Origin of the sequence: Streptomyces sp. NPDC058051 (assembly GCF_042885475.1) — a bacterium.
Taxonomy (GTDB): Bacteria; Actinomycetota; Actinomycetes; order Streptomycetales; family Streptomycetaceae; genus Streptomyces.
In genome coordinates, this window is the sequence record NZ_JBHVRW010000025.1 from 56,237 (window position 1) to 75,545 (window position 19,309).

The 19,309-nt window shown below is 71.4% G+C and carries 14 protein-coding genes and 1 pseudogene; 7 read left to right on the top strand and 8 right to left on the bottom strand.

All coding sequences use genetic code 11. The features are described 5' to 3' along the window. Positions 1–428 precede the first annotated feature (428 nt). Both ACFVUT_RS30125 and ACFVUT_RS30130 read right to left on the bottom strand, forming a co-directional pair. Positions 429–2,375 carry a heparinase gene (locus tag ACFVUT_RS30125; RefSeq protein WP_389655791.1) on the bottom strand — a complete coding sequence of 649 codons (1,947 nt, stop codon included), beginning with the start codon at positions 2,373–2,375 and terminating at the stop codon, positions 429–431. A 4-nt stretch (positions 2,376–2,379) separates the two neighbouring features. After that, a complete protein-coding gene (locus ACFVUT_RS30130) occupies positions 2,380–3,666 on the bottom strand; it encodes an alpha-L-fucosidase (protein WP_389655896.1) in 1,287 nt (428 codons plus the stop codon). Between the two features lie 108 nt (positions 3,667–3,774). Between ACFVUT_RS30130 and ACFVUT_RS30135 the strand changes: the two genes are divergently transcribed. Further along, positions 3,775–4,560: a ribonuclease activity regulator RraA gene (locus ACFVUT_RS30135; protein ID WP_389655793.1), complete on the top strand. Its 786-nt coding sequence runs from the start codon at positions 3,775–3,777 to the stop codon at positions 4,558–4,560. Positions 4,561–4,653: 93 nt separating this feature from the next. Here the strand turns inward: ACFVUT_RS30135 and ACFVUT_RS30140 are convergent, their stop codons facing one another. Together ACFVUT_RS30140 and ACFVUT_RS30145 are read right to left on the bottom strand one after the other, a co-directional pair. Beyond that, positions 4,654–5,925 carry an FAD-dependent oxidoreductase gene (locus tag ACFVUT_RS30140; protein WP_389655795.1) on the bottom strand — a complete coding sequence of 424 codons (1,272 nt, stop codon included), beginning with the start codon at positions 5,923–5,925 and terminating at the stop codon, positions 4,654–4,656. A 136-nt stretch (positions 5,926–6,061) separates the two neighbouring features. Next, positions 6,062–6,460 (bottom strand): DUF6221 family protein, encoded by a 399-nt coding sequence (locus ACFVUT_RS30145; protein ID WP_389655797.1) that lies wholly within the window; start codon positions 6,458–6,460, stop codon positions 6,062–6,064. A 386-nt stretch (positions 6,461–6,846) separates the two neighbouring features. Here ACFVUT_RS30145 and ACFVUT_RS30150 point away from each other — a divergent pair, with 386 nt between their 5' ends. The 3 genes from ACFVUT_RS30150 to ACFVUT_RS30160 all read left to right on the top strand — a co-directional run bounded on the left by ACFVUT_RS30150 (position 6,847) and on the right by ACFVUT_RS30160 (position 10,805). Then, entirely contained in the window at positions 6,847–7,602 is a 756-nt protein-coding gene (locus ACFVUT_RS30150) for a dienelactone hydrolase family protein (RefSeq protein WP_389655799.1), read from the top strand. Between the two features lie 190 nt (positions 7,603–7,792). After that, positions 7,793–9,670, top strand: a complete 1,878-nt coding sequence (locus tag ACFVUT_RS30155) for a transketolase (protein ID WP_389655801.1) — start codon at positions 7,793–7,795, stop codon at positions 9,668–9,670. A gap of 169 nt (positions 9,671–9,839) precedes the next feature. Then, positions 9,840–10,805 (top strand): aldo/keto reductase, encoded by a 966-nt coding sequence (locus ACFVUT_RS30160; RefSeq protein ID WP_389655803.1) that lies wholly within the window; start codon positions 9,840–9,842, stop codon positions 10,803–10,805. A 168-nt stretch (positions 10,806–10,973) separates the two neighbouring features. Here the strand turns inward: ACFVUT_RS30160 and ACFVUT_RS30165 are convergent, their stop codons facing one another. From ACFVUT_RS30165 to ACFVUT_RS30175, 3 genes and pseudogenes are all read right to left on the bottom strand, one after another. Next, on the bottom strand, positions 10,974–12,347 hold the full coding sequence (locus tag ACFVUT_RS30165) for an FAD-dependent oxidoreductase (RefSeq protein ID WP_389655805.1): 1,374 nt from the start codon (positions 12,345–12,347) through the stop codon (positions 10,974–10,976). 66 nt (positions 12,348–12,413) lie between these two features. Next, a pseudogene (locus ACFVUT_RS30170) lies at positions 12,414–12,671 on the bottom strand (GntR family transcriptional regulator); the annotation flags it as partial. 262 nt (positions 12,672–12,933) lie between these two features. Continuing rightward, on the bottom strand, positions 12,934–13,359 hold the full coding sequence (locus ACFVUT_RS30175) for a DUF5997 family protein (protein WP_389655807.1): 426 nt from the start codon (positions 13,357–13,359) through the stop codon (positions 12,934–12,936). 37 nt (positions 13,360–13,396) lie between these two features. On the opposite strand from ACFVUT_RS30175, the gene ACFVUT_RS30180 reads away from it, so the two are divergent. After that, positions 13,397–14,155 carry a LysR family substrate-binding domain-containing protein gene (locus ACFVUT_RS30180; RefSeq protein ID WP_389655809.1) on the top strand — a complete coding sequence of 253 codons (759 nt, stop codon included), beginning with the start codon at positions 13,397–13,399 and terminating at the stop codon, positions 14,153–14,155. A gap of 117 nt (positions 14,156–14,272) precedes the next feature. On the opposite strand, the gene ACFVUT_RS30185 is transcribed toward ACFVUT_RS30180, so the two are convergent. Beyond that, positions 14,273–15,598: a geranylgeranyl reductase family protein gene (locus ACFVUT_RS30185; RefSeq protein WP_389655811.1), complete on the bottom strand. Its 1,326-nt coding sequence runs from the start codon at positions 15,596–15,598 to the stop codon at positions 14,273–14,275. A 578-nt stretch (positions 15,599–16,176) separates the two neighbouring features. Between ACFVUT_RS30185 and ACFVUT_RS30190 the strand changes: the two genes are divergently transcribed. Together ACFVUT_RS30190 and ACFVUT_RS30195 are read left to right on the top strand one after the other, a co-directional pair. After that, the gene (locus ACFVUT_RS30190) at positions 16,177–17,682 is read left to right on the top strand and encodes an APC family permease (protein WP_389655813.1); all 1,506 of its coding nucleotides are present in this window, start codon (positions 16,177–16,179) and stop codon (positions 17,680–17,682) included. 82 nt (positions 17,683–17,764) lie between these two features. Further along, on the top strand, positions 17,765–19,120 hold the full coding sequence (locus tag ACFVUT_RS30195; RefSeq protein WP_389655815.1) for a dipeptidase: 1,356 nt from the start codon (positions 17,765–17,767) through the stop codon (positions 19,118–19,120). Positions 19,121–19,309: the final 189 nt, after the last annotated feature.

Below are 19,309 nucleotides of genomic sequence, written 5' to 3' on the forward strand. Positions count from 1 at the left end.
GTGCCCCGCCTCGTTCTACGGGCGTGGCGGTCTGCGCTCACCGATTGTCTGCAATCGCCCCGGTCGGGCGGCGCAGCAAGAATGTCTTGTGGGTTTTCGGCGGCTCTTCCGGGTCAGGAATTCGGTCCTGCCCGGTTTTGGTACAGATATCGGCCGCCGCGGGCCATCGGCCCCGCGGCACCGGACGGACGAGAACGCTGCCGACGGCGAAGCGCCGGCAGCGCCGACGTTCCCCGATGGCGGAACGCGACAGGGGGCCGCATCGGAGTCGGCCGCCGCTCTCGCGGCAGCGTTCCCGGTGACGCGGTGACAGCCCGCCACTCCCGAAGGCGTCGCATCGGTCATCACCTCCATCGCTATCGTCTATCGATTACTGATGCTATGTGGGTCACCCCGGATGTTTCAAGAGTGCTGCGGCAACCCTGTCCTCACCCGGTTCGCTGCCACCGCACGGCGACCCGGCCTTCGGCGCCGGGCCGGCCGACCGTCAGCGTCAGGCGGCTGAGTCGGTCGCCCCAACTCCGCCTCAGATGCGGATCGTCCAGCGCCCGGTGTTCGACCGAGGCGACGGCGGTACGCGGATCCCAGAGCATCCGCAGACCGCCGCCCCCGGCGGCCGTGACCGTGGCCCAGCCCTCGCCGTACTCGACGTCGCCGGCCAGGACATGGTGCAGCCGCACCGATTCGGCCCGCCCCCGCCACCGGTCCTCGACGACCGCATGAGCCGGCTCGCCGTCCCCGGCGCGCACCAGTTGCAGCACCCGGTCCCAGCGGGTGAGCAGGCCGTGTGGGTAGGCCCCGCTCAGGTCGGCGTGCAACGCGCTGACACGTTCGCCGAGTTGGACCGCCACGTCCTGCGCCCGGTGATCCGCGCCGGTCTGCTGCCCGCAGCCGGGGTCCGGCACGTTGTGCCAGGTGCTCTGGAACGGCCAGGCGGCGTAGCGGTCCGGCCCGAAGGTCGCGGTGGTGTACGTGGGCCTGCCGACGTCCACGACCAGCGGACGGCCGTCCGCGGCCACCCAGTACGAACCGACGTCGAGGTGGTTGTGGTGCTCGCCGTTGTGGCCCGCCTTCATCGCCACCGCCAGCCCGGACGTACGCGCCGCCGATTCCCGCGCCACCAGGATCTGCAGGCGTGGAAGCCAGCACTCGCGGGCCAGCCAGGGAGCGTCGTCCACCGGGCGGTCCTCGCCGACGGCCCGGCACCACCGCTGATCCGCCAGCGCGGTGAGCGCGCGCCCGAGTCCGGCGCGCGGCGGAGCGACGCCTCCCGACTCCCGCGCACCCGCCACCGCGTACGCGGCCGTCTCCGGTTGTCCGAGCCGTTCGCCCCACCGGAACGGCACCTGCCAGGGCTGGTCGCCGGACAGCCGCGCGGGGGCGTCACCCACGTTGACGTAGCGGTCCGTGCCGAAGTGCATGCGCTGCGGGTAGCGCAGCAACTCCGGCAGCACCGGCAGATCCCGGCTGTCGAGATCCGCGCCGCCGACATCCGCGAGCACGTCCAGGATCTCCAGCAGGCGGCACGCGCCCACCCACCAGTAGGCGATCCCCTCGTCGATCCCGCCGTCGTCGGGCAGCGTGACCAGGTAGTGGTCCAGGTCCCGGACGATCAGGCGGACCAGACGGGCGCGCCGACGGTCGTCGTCGCAGACCAGCAGCGCGGCGGCGAGCACGGCGCTGTGGATCCAGGGGTTCCAGTTGTTCGCGGTGCCGTCGGCGCCGATCCAGTGCCAGTCCCGGGTGCGCTCGAACGGAGTGAGCACCCGCCGGTCCACCTCGCGTCGCAGCCGGCGGCGCAGCCCGGGCACGCGTCGGTCGAGATGGGGCCCCAGCACGTGGTCCGCCCATGCGAAGAGCGCCGCGACCTCGGCGGCCCCGAGGTCGAGGAACGGGTCGTCCGGATCGGGCACCACCTCGCCGCGCGCCGCGGTGTGGCGATCGTGCGGAGCCCAGCACCAGGTGCTCGCCTCGGCGAACGCGACCAGCCCGTCGACCGCGGCATCGAGATGCGGGCAGTCGCCCGGCGCCGCGGACGGGGCCGCCACCTCCCCGGTGAGCACGGCCGCCAGCGTCAGCAGGCTCACGCGTTCCTGGAGTGCCCAGGCCTGATCCTCGTACGCGCTCCGGTTGCCGTCGCCCAAGGCCCGGGCCCAGGCGGTGGCGAGGAGCCGCGGGGCCGGCCGGGCCAGTTCTTCCGCGGCATCGGACAGTATCCCGTCGCGCACCGCGGCGGGCACCGCGTCCCAGGTGGAACGGCAGGTGACATCAGGGACTCCGATCCGCCGCGCGGGATCGGCCAGCAGTTCCTCAAGTCTTCGGGCGTCACGCGGATCCAGCAGCGGAGCCAATCGCTCGTACAGGGGCCCGGTCACGGGATCACTCATCCTCAAGCAGTTCGAGCTCGACCACCGGCAGCAGCACATCGGGCCGGGCGATCGGCAGGGTCAGCGTGAGGGTGCCCGCCGCCTGGCTGGGCGGAGCCAGATTGTTGTGCTCGTGCTGCGTGCCGTCCACCTGCTGGAACCGGATCTCCGAACCGTCGTGCAGCAGTTGGGCGTAGCGCACCCGCCCGGCGAGACCGGGCAGGTGGATCTGCTTGAGCGGCCACGCGAGCAGATGCAGATACAGGCGGCGTCCGGCCTGGGTGTACAGGGCGTTCGCGGGCGCCTCGAAGGTGCTCGGCCCGGCCCCGCGCACGGCGCGGTCATGCAGGGACATCCAGTCGGCGATGGCCCGCAGTGTGTCCCGGGCCCGCGGATCCAGCGCACCCCGGCCGGTGGGCCCGACATTGAGCAGCATGTTGCCGCCGCACGCGACGGACTGCACCAGCATCCTGACCAGCATCGCGGGGTCCTTGTACTCATGGTTGTCCCGGTCGTAGCCCCAGGAGCCGTTGAGCGTGTGGCAGGCCTCCCACATCACCGGGACGCCGTCCCGCTCCAGCGGCCGGTCGGGCTGGTACTGCTCGGGCGTCACGTAGTCACCCGAGATCCCCATCCGGTCGTTGACGAGGATGTCCGGCCGCAGCTCGCGGACCGTCGCCATCAGCTCCTGCGCTCCCCACTCCGCCGGTCCCTTGTCGGGGTAGGTGAAGTCGAAGAAGAGCAGGTCGATCGGTCCGTAGCCGGTGAGCAGTTCGCGTACCTGACCGTTCAGGTACGCGCGGTAGCGCGCCATGTCCCGCGGCTCCTGCTCGGCCGGTGTCCCGCGCAGCGGGTGATAGCGGTCGACGGTGAAGTCCGGGTGGTGCCAGTCGAGCAGCGAGTAGTAGAGGCCGACGCGCAGGCCCTCGGCGCGCATCGCCTCGGCGAACTCCGCCACCAGGTCCCGGCCTGCCGCGCGCACCGAGGTGTAGTCGGTCAGCGACGAGTCGTAGAGGCAGAACCCGTCGTGGTGCTTGGCGGTCAGCACGGCGTAGCGCATGCCTGCCTCCCGGGCCGCCCGCGCCAGCTTCCCCGCGTCGAACAGGTCGGGGTCGAACTGCTTCAGGTAACGGTCGTAATCCTCCTGCGACATGGCTTCCCGGCTGCGCACCCACTCGTGCCTGGCCGCGAGGCTGTACAGGCCGAAGTGGACGAACAATCCGAAGCGCGCGGCCTCGAACCACCCGGTGGATGCTGTGGGCACTGAACTCTCCTGTGGCGGTTGACAGTCCTCATCGATCGGCTGTTATCTACCATCGATAGGCGATAATGTCACTGGCGGTGCGTGCGACGGAGTGCGCGGAGAGGCATGTGAATGAACCCGACTGGGGATCAAGGAGCGCCGTCGATGGGGGAGGCACGGACCTACGACTCGATGCTGGCGCCGGTCCACACCGCGTCCTTCGTGCGGCCGACCGCGCGCATGGTGGAGGCCCTCACGGACGTGAGCGCGGCAACGGCCTGCGCGAAACTGCATCAGATGGGCATTACACGGACCTTCATCGACGGCCCTGTGCCCTTGCATCGCGAGCCGGATGTCAAGGTCACCGGCGGTGCCGTCACCCTGCAGTTCCTTCCGCAGCGCGAGGACGTCTTCTCCGGTGCCGACCAGGAGGACGCCGAGCGCAAGACGGCGCTGTGGGGCGTGCTGGAGTCCGTCCAGCCCGGTGACGTGCTGGTGGTGTCGGCGTACGCGAGCCACTTCACGGGCTGTCTCGGCGACATGCTGGTGCGCTATTTCAAACTGCGCGGCGGCGCCGGCATCGTGGTCGACGGACGGGTACGGGACGCGGCACGGATCCGCGCGCTCGGAGTGCCCGTCTGGTGCACCGGCGTGACCCCGCACTACGCCTCGCAGACGGAGCTCTTCCCCTCCGCCTTCAATGTGCCGGTGGGCGTCGGCGGCGCGCTGGTGACGCCGGGGGACCTCATCGTCGCCGACGAGGACGGGGCCGTCGTCGTACCGCAGGAGAAGGCCGTCCCCCTGGCCGAGGACTCACTGCTGCACCAGGACCGCGAGGCGTTCGCGCGCCGGCGTCTCGACGAGGGCGGGCGGCTGTCCGACTACTACCCGCTCACCGGGGCGGGCCTCACCGAGTATCTGGCAAGCCGCGCCGCCGACGGCAGCGCGTAGGCGGCGGGCCCGCTGCCACCCGTAGCGGGCCGCGCCCGCGCGTTCACCTGTATGCCGTCCTGCCACGGGTGGCATACAGGTGAGGCGTCCGGCTCAGCGCACCGACGAGGACGGCGGGCGCTCGCGCAGGGCACCGTAGGCGAGGAAGTACGCCGGCACACGGTTCAACCACCGTGAGTTCGTGACGAGTTCGCTCAGCCGCCGGGCGCGTCTCGCGTCGCCGAAAGCCGGACGGCCCGACAGGACGGGCTCGATGACGTTGTGATGGGCGAGGCGCTGCAGGGCCTGCGTCGCGACGGTGGTCGGCCGGCGGCGGCGCTGGATGCGGCGTACGGCCCGCAGGCCGACCGCGCCCCCGCGCAGCGGTTCGACGAGATGGCGGGCGGCGGCCACCGCGTCCTCGACGGCCAGGTTGATGCCGATGCCGAAGACCGGTGACATCGCGTGGGCCGCGTCTCCGATGCACAGCAGCCCCGGACGGTGCCAGCGCCGGAGCCGGTCGAGCCGGACATCGAGCAGTTTCACGTCGTCCCACGACCCGAGCGTGTCCACCCGGTCCGCGAGCCAGGGGACGGCGGACGTGAACTCGTCCATGAAACGGTCGAGGCCGGCGGCGCGGCGCCGGCTGTCGGTCCCCTTGGGGATCAGCGCGGCACACTGCCAGTAGTCCCCGCGGTCGATCAGGGCGCTGACGAACCGGTCGCCCACGCCTCCCACGAGCCCGTGCGGGTCGTCCTCCCGCCGCGGCAGCCGGAACCACCAGGCGTCCATCGGGCAGGCGAACTCCCGCAGTCCCAGTTCGGGCAACGACCTGGCCAGCGAAGCCCGTCCGTCGCAGGCCACGGTGAGAGTGGCACGCAACTCACCCGTGCGGCCGTCGGCCGTGCGGTACCGGACCCCCGTGACCCGCCCCCGAACTCCCGGCCTCGCCCGACCGGGGGAGACCTCCTCGCGGTCGGTCAGGAAGGCGGTCGCCTCGGTGTTCATCCGAAGGGAGAAGGACGGCTCCCGCCCGGCCTCGTCCACGAGGAGGTTGAGCAGATCCCACTGAGGCACCATCGCGATGTAGTTGTACGTGCCCCGCAGCGCGCCGATGTTTCCGACGGTGACCAGCGACCGGTCCGGACCGAGCGGCAGCTGGACCGATGTCACACGCCGCTGCGGCAGTCGGCCGAATTGCCCGGCCAGTCCCAGATCGTCCAGCAGCGCCAGGGTGGACGGGTGCACGGTGTCACCGCGGAAGTCGCGCAGGAAGTCTCCGTGTTTCTCCAGGACCGTGACGGCGACCCCCGCCCGGGCCAGCAACAGGGCGAGGACCATTCCGGCGGGCCCACCGCCCACCACACAGCACGTGGTCCGCTCCATGGCAACCGCTCCCTCCGGTGACGTCACCCGGGCGGTGACGGGCCGACACATACCCTCGGCCCTGTGATGCACCCACCTTCGGCCCTGATGACGGGGTGCCCGACGAAGCGGCGCCGGTGCGGGCGTCCGCCGGACGCTAATGGATGAACCGCGGCAGCCACTTCGCGCGGTAGTCGGGGTGGCCGGCATGCTCCGCGGCCAGCTGCCGGACGGCGAAACCGAGCCCGACCGCGCGGCCTGACGAGAAATCGTGTTCGGGACGGTCGGTGTCCAGACCGGCGATCTCCGCGTACTCGTCGAGGAGAACCCTGCTCGTCTCGATGCGGCGACGTGTGCGCGCGGGATCCTGGAAGGCGAGGTGCTGGTCGAAGCCGCGATCGCGCAGGGTGAACGCGATGGCGCCGGACCGGTCGTGGACCTCGCCGGCCACGCCGTCCGGGCACCGCCAGCTGTCCCCGCCCGCCGCCAGCGCGATCTGCTCCTCCTCCGCGAGCCGCGCCCGAACGAATTCGATCATGTCGGAGTTGTCTGTCATCGGGCTTCGAATCCTTCGTCGTCAGGGCTGCCTGCCGGAAACCGCACCTACTGTCCGTGACAGTTCTGTCCGTCCACCGAGGATGTCGGACGACGGTACCGAGGCGGAAGTCCGGCACTCCGGGGACACCACGTGCGGTGCGCACATCCCGGTGGCAACGCGATCGAGAGCGCCGGCCGGGCGTCGGGACACCGGCCGGGCCTCGGGACACCGGCCGGGCGGCTCAACGGCCGAGCCGGGAAACCCGTGAAGCGCTCACTCACCGCTTACCATCACTGACGGTAGCCCGGCCGCCGCGGAGCGCCTTCCGTGCCGTCGGCCGTCGTGCACGCGCATCCCTTCCGCTCCGCGCATCGAGCGGCACGGACCAGAGAGGAGAGCCGCCCATGACCGCTGTGCGCGGAACATCCGTGGACATCACCACACAGGACGGCACCGCCGACGCCTACCTGGCCCATCCCGACGACGGAAAGCCGCACCCCGGGGTTCTGCTCTACACGGACGCCTTCGGAATCCGTCCCCACCTGAAGAGCATGGTCGACCGCCTCGCCGGGGCCGGCTACACCGTCCTGGCTCCCAACCTCCTCTACCGCTACGGGCGAGCGCCGGTCGTCGAGCTGCCCGCCTTCATCGACCCGGCCCGACGCCCGGACCTCTTCGAGCGGCTCGGGCCGCTCATGCGGGCACTGACGCCCGATCTGGCGATGCGGGACGCAGGCACCTACCTGACCTGGCTCACCGGCAGCGCCCTGACCACCGACGGGCCGGTCGGCACCACCGGCTACTGCATGGGCGCCGGCCTCGCGCTGCGGACCGCGGGCACCTACCCCGAGCGGGTCGCTGCCATGGCCGGCTTCCACGGAGGGCGGCTGGCCACCGACTCCGCCGACAGCCCGCACCTGGTGGCCGACCGGATCACCGCCGAGCTGTACTTCGGCCACGCCGACCAGGACCCCTCGCTGCCGCCCGAGCAGATCGACCGCCTCGACGAGGCCCTCACCGCAGCGGGGGTGCGTTACCGCAGTGAGGTCTACACCGGGGCGCACCACGGCTTCACGCAGTCCGACACCGCCGCATACGACAGCGCAGCGGACGAACGCCACTGGAAAGCCCTGACGGAACTTCTGCAACGCGCTCTCTGAACGGCACGCGTTCGGCTCCCGGATCGCGGCCGCCGCGCCATGGACATACGGTCGACAGGGGCACAGGCACCCCACGCGGGCACCCCACGCGGGCACCCCACGCGGGCACCCCACGCGGGCACAGCGCGCCCCGCGAGCCGGCCCGCCGTCGACGACCGGATCAGCACGCAGGACACGAGAGGAAGCCGCGATGTCGGTCGAGAACACCCCCACTGCCTCCGTCGGCCCCGACAGCGACCTGGACCAGGTCTTCCAGCTGGCTCAGCAACTGCGCGTGGACTCCGTCCGCGCCAGCACCGCCGCCGGCTCCGGCCATCCGACGTCCAGCCTGTCCGCCGCGGACCTGATGGCCGTCCTCATGACCCGCCGACTGCGTTACGACTGGCAGAACCCGAAGAACCCGGCCAACGACCACCTGATCTTCTCCAAGGGGCACGCCTCCCCTCTGCTGTACGCGATGTTCCTCGCCGCCGGTGCGATCGACGAAGAGGAACTGATGACCACCTATCGCCGCGACGGCGGCCGGCTGCAGGGCCACCCCACCCCGGTTCTGCCCTGGGTGGACGCGGCCACCGGTTCGCTGGGCCAGGGCATCGCCTACGGCGTCGGTATCGCGCTCGCCGGACGGGACCTGGAACACCAGCCGTATCGCGTGTGGGTGCTGTGCGGTGACAGCGAAATGGCCGAAGGGTCGGTGTGGGAGGCCCTGGACAAGGCGGGCCGCCACCGGCTGGCCAACTTCGTCGCGATCATCGACGTCAACCGCCTCGGCCAGAGCGGCCCCACGGAACTGGGCTGGGACACCGACGCGTACGCCCGCCGTGTCGAAGCCTTCGGCTGCCGCGCCCTCGTCGTCGACGGGCACGACCTCGCGGCCGTCGAACAGGCCCTGGCCACCGCGGACGACGGGCGGGCCCCCACCGTCGTCGTCGCGAAGACCGTCAAGGGGCAGGGCGTGTCCGAGGTCGCGGACGCCGAGGGCTGGCACGGCAAGCCGCTGCCCGACGACCTTGCCGCACGCGCCGTCACCGAACTGGGCGGCGTGCGCCATCTCACGGTCGAGGGCCCCCGCCCGCCCGCGGCCACGCCCAGCACCCAGGCCGCTCCCGTGGAGGTGACGCTGCCGCGCTTCGAGACCGGCGAGGACGTCGCCACCCGGGTCGCCTTCGGGAAGGCGCTCGCCGCGATCGGTGCCCGGCCCGACATCGTGGCTCTGGACGCCGAGGTGGGCAACTCCACCCATGCGGAGGACTTCGGCAAGGCTCACCCGGAGCGGTACTTCCAGACGTACATCGCCGAACAGCAGATGATCGCCAGCGCGGTCGGTATGGCCGCGCGTGGCTACCGCCCCTACGCCACCACCTTCGCCGCCTTCTTCACCCGGGCCCATGACTTCATCCGTATGGCGGCCGTCTCGCAGATCTCCATGAGCCTGTGCGGAACCCACTGCGGCGTCGAGATCGGCGCGGACGGTCCTTCGCAGATGGGCCTTGAGGACCTTGCCATGATGCGGGCCGTCCACGCATCCACCGTGCTCTACCCCAGCGACGCCACGTCCGCCGCCGCCCTGACCGCCGCCATGGCGTACCTGGACGGCATCTCGTACCTCCGCACGACCAGGGGTGCCTACCCCGTTCTCTACGGCCCCGACGAGACTTTCCCCGTCGGCGGGTCGAAGACCCTGCGGGCGAGCGACAGCGACCGGGTCACCCTCATCGGCGCCGGCGTCACCCTGCACGAATGCCTGGCCGCCGCCGAGCAGTTGGCCGCCGACGGCATCCCCGTCCGCGTCGTGGACCTGTACTCCGTCAAGCCTCTGGACCTCGACACGGTCGCCCGCGCCGCGCGGGAGACCGGAGCGCTGGTCGTCGTCGAGGACCACCATCCCGAGGGCGGCATCGGCGAGGCGGTGCTGTCCGCTCTTGCCGCACAGCGACTGGGCCCCGCCTTCGTCCACCTCGCCGTGCGCAACCTGCCGGGCTCCGGAACCACGTCCGAACTCCTCGACGCCGCCGGTATCTCACGTACCCACATCGCCCGATCCGCCCGCGACCTCGCCGACCGCTGAGAACGGGTGCCGCGGGCGGCACGGCCGTCCTGGTTCGCGGGCGGGCCCGGGGCCGTCCCGGCGCCGCGGAAACCCGGCTGACGCCCCCGCCCCGGTCCTCTATCGTCGGCGTGATCCCGGCGGCAGCCCGTGCCCGGCCGGGACGAGGACGACGACGTGGAGGACGAGGGTGCGTTATCGCGAGCTGGGCCGCAGCGGAGTGTCCGTGTCCGAGATCGGCTACGGCGCCTGGGGCATCGGCGAATCCAGCTGGGTGGGGGCCACGGAGGACGATTCCGTACGGGCTCTGCACCGGGCGATCGACCGGGGGGTGAACATCATCGACACCGCGCGCGGTTACGGCGAGAGCGAGCGCATCGTCGGCAGGGTCGTTCGCGAGCGGGCCGGTGACGAGGTGCTCGTCGCCACCAAGGTGCCGCCGAAGAACGGTGTCTGGCCGGGGGTGGACGGCCAGGACCCGGCCGAGGCGTTTCCGGGCGAGCACATCCGCCGGAGCCTGGAGACCAGTCTGCGGGCCGGTGGGCTGGACCACTTCGACGTATTCCAGTTCCACGTCTGGAACGATGAATGGCTCGGCAGGGGCGACTGGCTGGAGACGATCGCCGCGCTGAAACAGGAGGGCAAGATCCGCCTGTTCGGCGTCTCCGTCAACGACCACGAACCGGACAGTGCACTCGCGCTCGTACGCAGCGGTGCTGTCGACAGCGTGCAGGTCATCTACAACATCTTCGACCAGACGCCCGCCGACTCACTGCTGCCGGCGTGCGAGGAGCACGGTGTCGGTGTCGTCGTGCGGGTGGCGCTGGACGAGGGCGGCCTGACCGGCCGGATCACCGCCGGCACGACGTTCCCCGAGGGCGACTGGCGCAACCGGTACTTCCGCGACGACCGCCCGGCGCAGGTCGAACAGCGGGTGGCCGCGATCGTCGCCGAACTCGGTATCGCGCCCGATGAGATCGCCGAGTACGCGTTGCGGTTCGTCCTGAGTTCACCGGCGGTCTCCACCGTCATCCCCGGCATGCGCACCGTACGCAACGTCGAACGCAACACCGCCCTGAGCGACGGGCATCCCCTCACCGCCGACCGACTCGCCGTGCTGGCCAAGCACCGTTGGCCCCGCAACTTCTACTCCTGATCCGGGCCTTCGCGCGGCCCGCGGTGCCGGCATGGATGCGGGCGCGGCCGACGCCGGCCCGCAGCACGGCGCCGATCTGTTGATCGGGACTCCGGTCGCCGCGTCGAGTACCTCGCGCAACCGGTGAGCACCGGCACGGGCGCCGGAGGTGACGTGCCGGGCAAGGGCTCAGCGGGGGATGAGCGCATCCCACTGTTCCCGGGTCGGGCCGTCGTGTTGTGGCGTGAAGTCCGGATGGGCGGCCAGCCAGGCGGTGACGTGCCGGTCCACTTCGTCGGTGCCGTAGGCATCGTCGGCCGGTCGCAGGAGATGGCGCACCTGGGCCCGGGCTCGCATGACGACGGGATCGTCGAAGGCGCAGGCGGCCAGTGCGGCAGCCCGCCGGTCTGCGGGTGGTGAGCCGTCGGCGAGGCGTCGCTCGTCGGCGCGGTCGGCCGTCACCTGCGCGTCGAACCACGGGCGGAGGGCCTTCTCTGTCCACGTGTGGTAGCCCGTGGGGTCCGCGGCGATCCGGTCGGCATGGGTGGCGAGGTGTTGGGCGGCACGCAGGCCGAGGGCCGCGCCATGACCGAAGGTGGGATTGGTGTGGGTGAGGCTGTCCCCGGCGTTGACCAGGCCGGTGACGACAGGTCCGTCATCGTCGGCGAGGGCGGTCCAGCGGTTGTCCAGGCCGGCCATCGCCAGGACGGCGGAGTGCGGTTCGGGGGCCAGCCCGAGCCAGGCGGCGGTCGCGGGGAAGCGGCGAGCGGCGGCCTCGAACACGGCAGGGTCGGTGAGCGCGCCGCGGGTCGGATCACCCGTGGAGAGCACCAGGCTCACCGCGAAGGTGTCGTTGTCGGAAGGGAAGACGCCGGCGAGCGCGAACGGTGCTGCCGAGCCGGTCTTCACCCGTCCGGGGTCACGCGGGCCGTCGGCGCGCAGGCGGTACCAGCGGCACAGATACGCGATCCCGGTGCGGTGGCTGCTGACCACGGGCGGGCGGCAGCCGGCCGCGATCAGCCAGGCGGGTACCGGCGAGCGGCGACCGGACGCATCGACGACGAGGTCCGCCCGGTGCGTTTTCGCGCCCACTCGGACGCCGGTGACCCGGGCAGGACGGCCCTCTTGGAAGGTAAGGGCATCCACGCGGCAGCCTCGTCGCACCTCGACGGTGGGTTCCCGCCGCACGGCCGCGGTCAGAGCGGCCTCCAGCACGATGCGGCGGGTGCGCAGGGTCACCAAGTCCTCGTCGCCGGCCCGATGCGTCGGATGCTCACCGAACCAGTCGAACTCGTGGTACTCCCGGGCTCCCCGTGCCAGCAGGTCCGTGTAGACGTCAGGGGTCTCGGTGCGCAACACGGTGCGGACGGGCGCGAGCAGCGAGTGGGGCTGGACGGCCTGCGGAACCCGGGGCCTGTTCCAGTGGAAGAAGTCCCGCTCCAGGTCCGCTCCGGCCTGCCGCGCGTCCTGCTCGAACAATGTGACCGTGTGGCCTCGTCGGCCAAGCATGAGCGCCGTCCCCAGCCCGCTGATACCCCCACCGATCACCGCAACCCGCGCCACCGATCTCCCCTTCGCGTCGTGTTGCGGAATGAGCCTACTGCTCGGCGATCTTCAGTCCGCAACCGGCGTCGTCCGTCGCGGTGGGAGGGCGAGGGCGGGGCCACGGTCGCCCACCCCGATCTCGTCGAGATCCGCGATGTCGGAGGGCGTGTACTCCCGGACGACCGCCCAGGTCCGCGGCCTGGGCGTCACCAGGCCCTCGGTCACGAGCACCTTGAGCGCGTCGCGGATCGGCAGTCTGCTCACCCCCAGCTCCGCGGCAAGTTCGCGTTCGACGAGCTTGGCTCCCGGCGGTCGGACACCGTCGAGAATCTCGTCCCGCAGCTACCGGGTGACGCGCTCCGATTCCGGCGCGAAGTCCTCAGACCCTGTCATGGCGATCATTCCCCGCAACCCCGTTCCGTACGGGGTGTTCATGCCCTGCGCGGAAGGAAGCGGAAGCGAGCGGACGGCAGCGGAAGGGAAGGGAGTGGAAGGATCGGCCCCGCGCCCGCCGGACTCGAAGCCGACGGACGGCCGCGCCCGGCGCGGCGTCACGCCGGGGACGGCGGCGGAACGAAGCGTCCGCCGCGGGCAGGGGCAGGGGTCAGGAACGCGGATCTTGGGGCCGGTCGGCGCGCGCCGCCTTCTTCTCCTTGATGCGCACCGCTTCCTTCCGGACGTCGGCCTGGGTGGCGCGCTCCTGCTGGAGCCAGTCGGGGCTCTCCTTCTTCAGCGCTTCGATCTGCTCGGTGGTGAGGGCATCGGTGATTCCGCCACGGGCAAGGCCCGAGATGGAGACGCCGAGCTTTGCCGCGACCACCGGCCGGGGGTGCGGGCCGTTGCGCCGCAGCTCCTCAAGCCACGCGGGCGGATCGGACTGGAGGGCGTTCAGCTCGGTGCGCGAGACGACACCCTCCTGGAACTCGGCGGGGGTGGCCTCTAGGTACACACCCAGCTTCTTCGCCGCGGTCGCGGGCTTCATGGTCTGGGTGGTCTTGTGCGACGTCATGGTGTCCAGGGTATCGAGCATGTGCACCACCTCTGACCGGGCCCGGTAGCCTGGGTGCGTGACAAGCTCGGAAGAATCCCCTTCGTTCCGGCTCGCGTATGTCCCGGGGGTGACACCCACCAAGTGGGTGCGGATCTGGAACGAGCGGCTGCCCGACGTCCCGCTGACACTCCTCGGAGTGCCGGCCACCGAGGCATCCGACGTGTTGCGCGGCGGCGGCGCCGACGCGGGGTTGGTGCGGTTGCCCATCGACCGGACGGGCCTCAGCGTGATCCCCCTCTACAGCGAGACGACGGTCGTCGTGATCCCGAAGGATCATGTCGCGGCGGCGGTCGACGAGGTCCTTGCCGAGGATCTCGCCGACGAGATCGTGCTGCATCCGCTCGACGACACCCTTGAATGGGAGCAGCGGCCGGGACGTCCCGCCATCGAGCGTCCCGCCACGACGGCGGACGCCATCGCGCTCGTGGCGGCAGGCGTGGGTCTCCTCGTCGTCCCGCAGTCGCTCGCCCGACTGCACCACCGCAAGGACCTCACGTACCGGCCGGTGACGGACGCCCCGGTGTCACGTGTCGGGCTGTCGTGGCCGGAGGACGAGACGACGGACCTGGTGGAGGACTTCATCGGGATCGTGCGTGGGCGGACCGTCAACAGTTCACGGGGCCGTCCCAGGACTCCTGCGCAACCGAAGAGCAAGCGCCCCGAAGCGGGCGGTGCACGGCGCAAGCCCGCGGTCGGCAAAGCGGCCGGGAAGAGCCCGCGCGGCACCGGCGGTGCCAAGGGCGGCAAGCGCGGAAAGCCCCGCCGCCGGTCGTAGGCCCGTTCTGCCCGCGCCAGAGCGGTCTCCACGCCGGCGCGCTCCCGGTCCGCCCGTTCCCACGTCCCGGAATCCCGCGCGTGGCCCCCGGCCGGAATCCCGCGCGTGGCCCCGGGTTCAGCGCCGTCGTACCTTCGGCTCCGGGACGAGACGCACGGCGCCGTTGAGCAGATGGTCGATCAGGTCGTGGGAGGGCTTGTCCGTGAGGTTGGTCAGCAGCCGGGCCAGCGTTTTGAGCAGAAACGGCGACCCCATGACGTAACGGTTGAGGACCGGCTGGAAGCCCGAACGGCTGAAGACGAGGTCGGCGGCTGTGTTGCCGAGACGGTAGTACCGCCCCCAGCGGCGGTTCATCTCGACGGGGTAGCCGCGCAGCACCTGCTCCTGCCTCGGCCCCCGGGGGAGAGCCAGTGCGAGCGTGGCGGTCTCGGCCGCGACCTCACCGGCCTCCATGGCCTGACCGATGCCCTCGCCGTTCCAGGGGCTGATCATGCCTCCGGAGTCCCCGACGAGGAGGAGCCCGCGGGTGTAGAGGGGGTGACGGTTGAATCCCATGGGGAGGGCCGCGCTCCGGACAGGGCCGTCCGCGTTCTCCTCGCGCAGCCCCCAGGCGTGCGGGGTGCGCGCCAGCCACTCGTCCAACGCGGCGCGCAGGTCCGCCTTGCCGTGCCGTCGGTGGGGGAGTGCCCCGAGACCGACATTGACGCGGCCGTCGCCCATCGGGAAGATCCAGCCGTACCCGGGCAGGTAGTGATCGCTCCCGGGAAAGCGGAGGTCGGCCCACAGCTCCAGGTACTCCTCGCGGGAACGCTCCGGACTCCGGTAGTAGCGGCGGGCGGCCGTCGCGATCTGCCTGCTCCTGTCCCGCTGGAGACCCATGGCGAGCGCCAGACGGGCGGAGGCGCCGTCGGCGGCGACAACGAGCGGCGCGTGGAAGGTCAGCGGTTCCTTCGCCCCGGTCGTCGCGGCGACTCCCGTGATACGGCCGGCGCGGTCGGTCAGGGGCCCGGTCACCTTCACGCCGCTGCGCAGCCGGGCTCCGGCGGCGACGGCGTGCCGGGCCAGGATGTCGTCGAAGTCGTGCCGGCTGCGCGAGAGCCCGAAATCCGGGTAACGCCCCAGCGCGGGCCAGTCGATGAGCACCTGATGGTCCCCGGCCACCCATCGCATTCCGCGTGAACGCGTCCACCCCTCGGCCTTGATGTCGACGCCCATCCTGATGAGCTGGTGCACCGCTCGTGGCGTCAGACCGTCCCCGCACACCTTCTCCCGGGGGAAGTGCGACTTCTCCAGGAGCAGGACATCGACGCCCGCTCTGGCGAGATGGAAGGCCGCGGCCGAGCCCGCCGGACCCGCCCCCACCACGATCACCTGGGCGTCCTCGTCCGAACCGTGGACCGACCGGTCGTCCGACGGAGACCGGTCCGGCGTCGTTTCCCGCATCGGGAACCCCTTCCTGTTCCTGGCGCAGCCGGTGCCGTACCAAGAACGACAGTCCTGCGCATCATCATCGATCAAGAGAGGCCGGTGCGGAACCCCGGCCCGGCCGCCCGCCATCGGCCTGATGCGGCGTCAACCCCCTTGTGCGGTCTCCGGTTTCCGGAAGCCGTCGCCGTGAACAGCTCGGCCGACGATGGCTGACGGGGACGGGCGGGCTCACCGGCGATCGACAGGGCCGCCGCACCGCAGCCTAGGGCGGCCCCGACACCGGGCGCACGGGGTTCGAGATGCGAATGATCTGAAACCATGACAATTTACCCTTGCTGACCACCCGCTCAGGTGAAGGAACACTCTGATGGACCGTCGTCCGGCGCGTCGCATACGTCGTCCTCGTGATCTGGAGGCCCGCGCGGAGACGCCGCCCGTGCCGTGTCCCGGGCCGACGCCGCATCAGGAAGGCGGCAGAGGCCGCCGCCCCGGCCCCGCGGGCCGGACTGCCGCCCGCCCCGCCCCGTACTCCCGGGCCTGATGTCCGCCACCTGTCCACGCCCGCACCGTGCTGCCGCCGCAAGGAGTGCCGTATGAGCACCATGGACGTCCCCTCGGACGCACAGTCGGAGATCCCCGCTTCGCGACCACGGGCCGAGAAAGCCGCCGTGCCGGGGATGAGCTGGGTCACGCTGGCCCTGATGACCACCGCATCGGTGGCGAGCCTGCGCTCCGCCCCGACCATGGCCGTGTACGGCCTGGCCTGTGTCTTTCTCTACCTCCTCCCGGCGATCGTGTTCCTGATGCCGACGGCCCTCGTCTCCGCCGAGCTGGCCTCCGGGTGGAACGGCGGGGTCTACCGATGGGTGAGCGAGGGGCTGTCCAAACCGCTCGGATTCCTCGCCGTGTGGTGCCAGTTCGCGATGACGATCTTCTACTACCCGAGCCTGCTCGCGTACGTCGCCGGCACCATCGCCTACGTCATCGATCCGAGCCTGGCCGCCAGCGGCCTCTACACCGCGATCGTGATCATGGTCCTGTACTGGACCGGGGTCTGGGTCTCCGCCCGCGGCACGAAGGCCGTCGCCGGGCTGTCGTCCTGGGGCCTGGTCGTCGGGACGCTGGTACCGGGCACCGTCCTGGTGCTCCTCGGCTTCGTCTTCCTCGGCCAGGGCAACGGTTCCGCCGCTCCGATGACCGGCGGTCATCTGGTTCCCCAGTGGACGGGGCTCGCCAGCCTCGTCCTGATCGTCAACAACTTCCTCAGCTACTCCGGCATGGAGATGAACGCCGTCCACGTCTCGTCGCTGAAGAATCCGGCCAGGGAGTACCCGCGATCCATGTTCCTCGCCATGGGGCTGGTGCTGCTGATCTTCATCCTGCCGGCCCTCGCCATCAGCTGGGTCGTCCCGGCCCACCAACTCAGCCTCACAGCCGGTGTGATGCAGGCGTTCGACGCGTTCTTCTCGTACTTCCACGTCGGCTGGCTCACCCCGGTCGTGGCCGTCGCGCTGGTCGCGGCGGCGCTCGGCGGCATGCTCACCTGGCTGGCCGGGCCGTCCAAGGGCCTGCTGATGATCTCCCGGGAGGAGGGCTATCTGCCGCCGTTCCTGCAGAAGCTCAACAAGAACGGCATCCAGCGGAACATCCTCGTCACGCAGGGCATCGTGACCACGGCCATCGCCCTCTTGTACGCGCTGATCCCCGATGTCTCCAGCGCCTACTGGATCTTCTCCGTCATCACCACGCAGGTGTATCTCATCGTGTACCTGCTGATGTTCGCCGCCGCGATCCGGCTGCGCAGGATCCGGCCCGACCATCCGCGCGGCTACCGCGCCCCCGCGCTCGTGCCCCTGTGCGTCCTGGGCCTGCTCGCCTCTCTCTCCGCGCTGGCCATCGGGTTCGTCCCGTCGTCCCAGTTCGGCGGCGGCAGCGCCTGGTCGTACATCGCTCTGGTCGGGGGCGGACTCGTGATGCTCGGCCTGGTCATTCCGTACCTCTTCCTCAGACTCCGCAAGCCGAGCTGGCGCACCCCCGCGGACGGTTCTTCGAACGGCACGGCGACCGGCCGGTCCGACGCGGCGGCAGGCGGCGCATGAGCCCGGCGCGCACGCGGACTCCCCGGCCCCGCACGTCGCGACACCGAAGGCCGAAGCCCCCGACGACCTGGAGGCACGAACGATGAACGAGCACGACCTGACGGACCGGATCGCCGCCCTGATGCCGCGTGCCAAGACGGATCTCACCGAACTGGTCGCGATTCCCTCCGTCGCCGACCCCCGCCAGTACCCGCCCGAGGAGTGCCGGAAGGCGGCCCGGTGGGTCGCCGACGCCTTCACCGCGGTGGGTCTGCGCGACGTGCGTCTCGCCGGCACACCGGACGGCAGCGCCGCGGTGCTCGGCCACCGGCCGGCGCCGCCCGGAGCACCGACCGTGCTGCTGTACTGCCACTACGACGTGCAGCCACCGCTCGACGACGACGCCTGGACGTCACCGCCGTTCACCCTCACCGAGCGTGACGGCCGCTGGTACGGACGCGGCGCCGCGGACTGCAAGGGCAACATCGTCATGCATCTCACCGCGCTGCGGGCTCTCGGCGACGACATTCCGGTCGGGCTGCGGTTCGTCGCGGAGGGGTCGGAGGAGCAGGGCACCGGCGGTCTGGAGGCCTACGTCGAGCAGCACCGCGAGGAGTTCCTGGCCGACGCCCTGCTGATCTGCGACACGGGTAACGCCGCCGTGGGACAGCCGACGGTGACCACGTCCCTGCGCGGCCTGGCCGACCTCGTGGTGACCGTCTCGACGCTCAAGGGCGCCGTGCACTCCGGGATGTTCGGCGGACCGGCCCCCGACGCGCTCGCCGCCCTCATCCAGCTCCTGGCCACCTTGCGCGCCCCGGACGGCGGCACGCGCGTCGACGGGTTGGACTCCTCCGGGACCTGGTCCGGGACGGCCTACGACGAGGAGCGGTTCCGCCGTGACGCCGAGGTGCTGGACGGCGTCGCGCTCACCGGTTCCGGCACGGTGTCCGACCGGCTCTGGGCCCGTCCCGCCGTCACCGTCCTCGGTATCGACTGCCCGCCGGTCGTCGGCTCCGCCGCCGCCGTCCAGGCCACCGCACGGGCCCGGGTCAGCCTCCGCGTACCTCCCGGGACGGACGCGGATGCCGCCCTCCGCGCGCTGACGGCCCATCTGGAGAAGGCCGCCCCCTGGGGCGCGCACGTCTCGGTCGACCCCGGAGGCACCGGCTCGCCCTTCCTTGCCGCCACCGACGGACCGGCCTACGCCGCTCTCGGCGCGGCCATGGCCGAGGTCTACGGAAAGCCGATGAACGCCCTCGGGCAGGGCGGTTCCATCCCTCTGTGCAATGTCCTCACCGACGCGTTCCCCCGCGCCGAGATCATCCTGATGGGAGTGGAGGAACCGCGGTGCCTCATCCACGCACCCAACGAGAGCGTCGACCCCACAGAGATCCAGCACATGGCCCATGCCGAGGCCCTGTTCCTGCGCCGGTACGCCGCTGCGTGGCGACGCTGAGCCATGGCGACGGGCTTCCCGCCCGCCATCACGCGGGGGCCGCCGCATTCTGCAGGGGACGCGGCCGGGCCGTGCTCAGTACGGCAGCGGGCGGCCGGACGGGGTCCGCAGGTCGAGAGGCGGCGGCCGGGACGGCAACTGCGGCCGTCGGACGATCCTGATGCGGGACACTGCCACCACCCCCTTGTC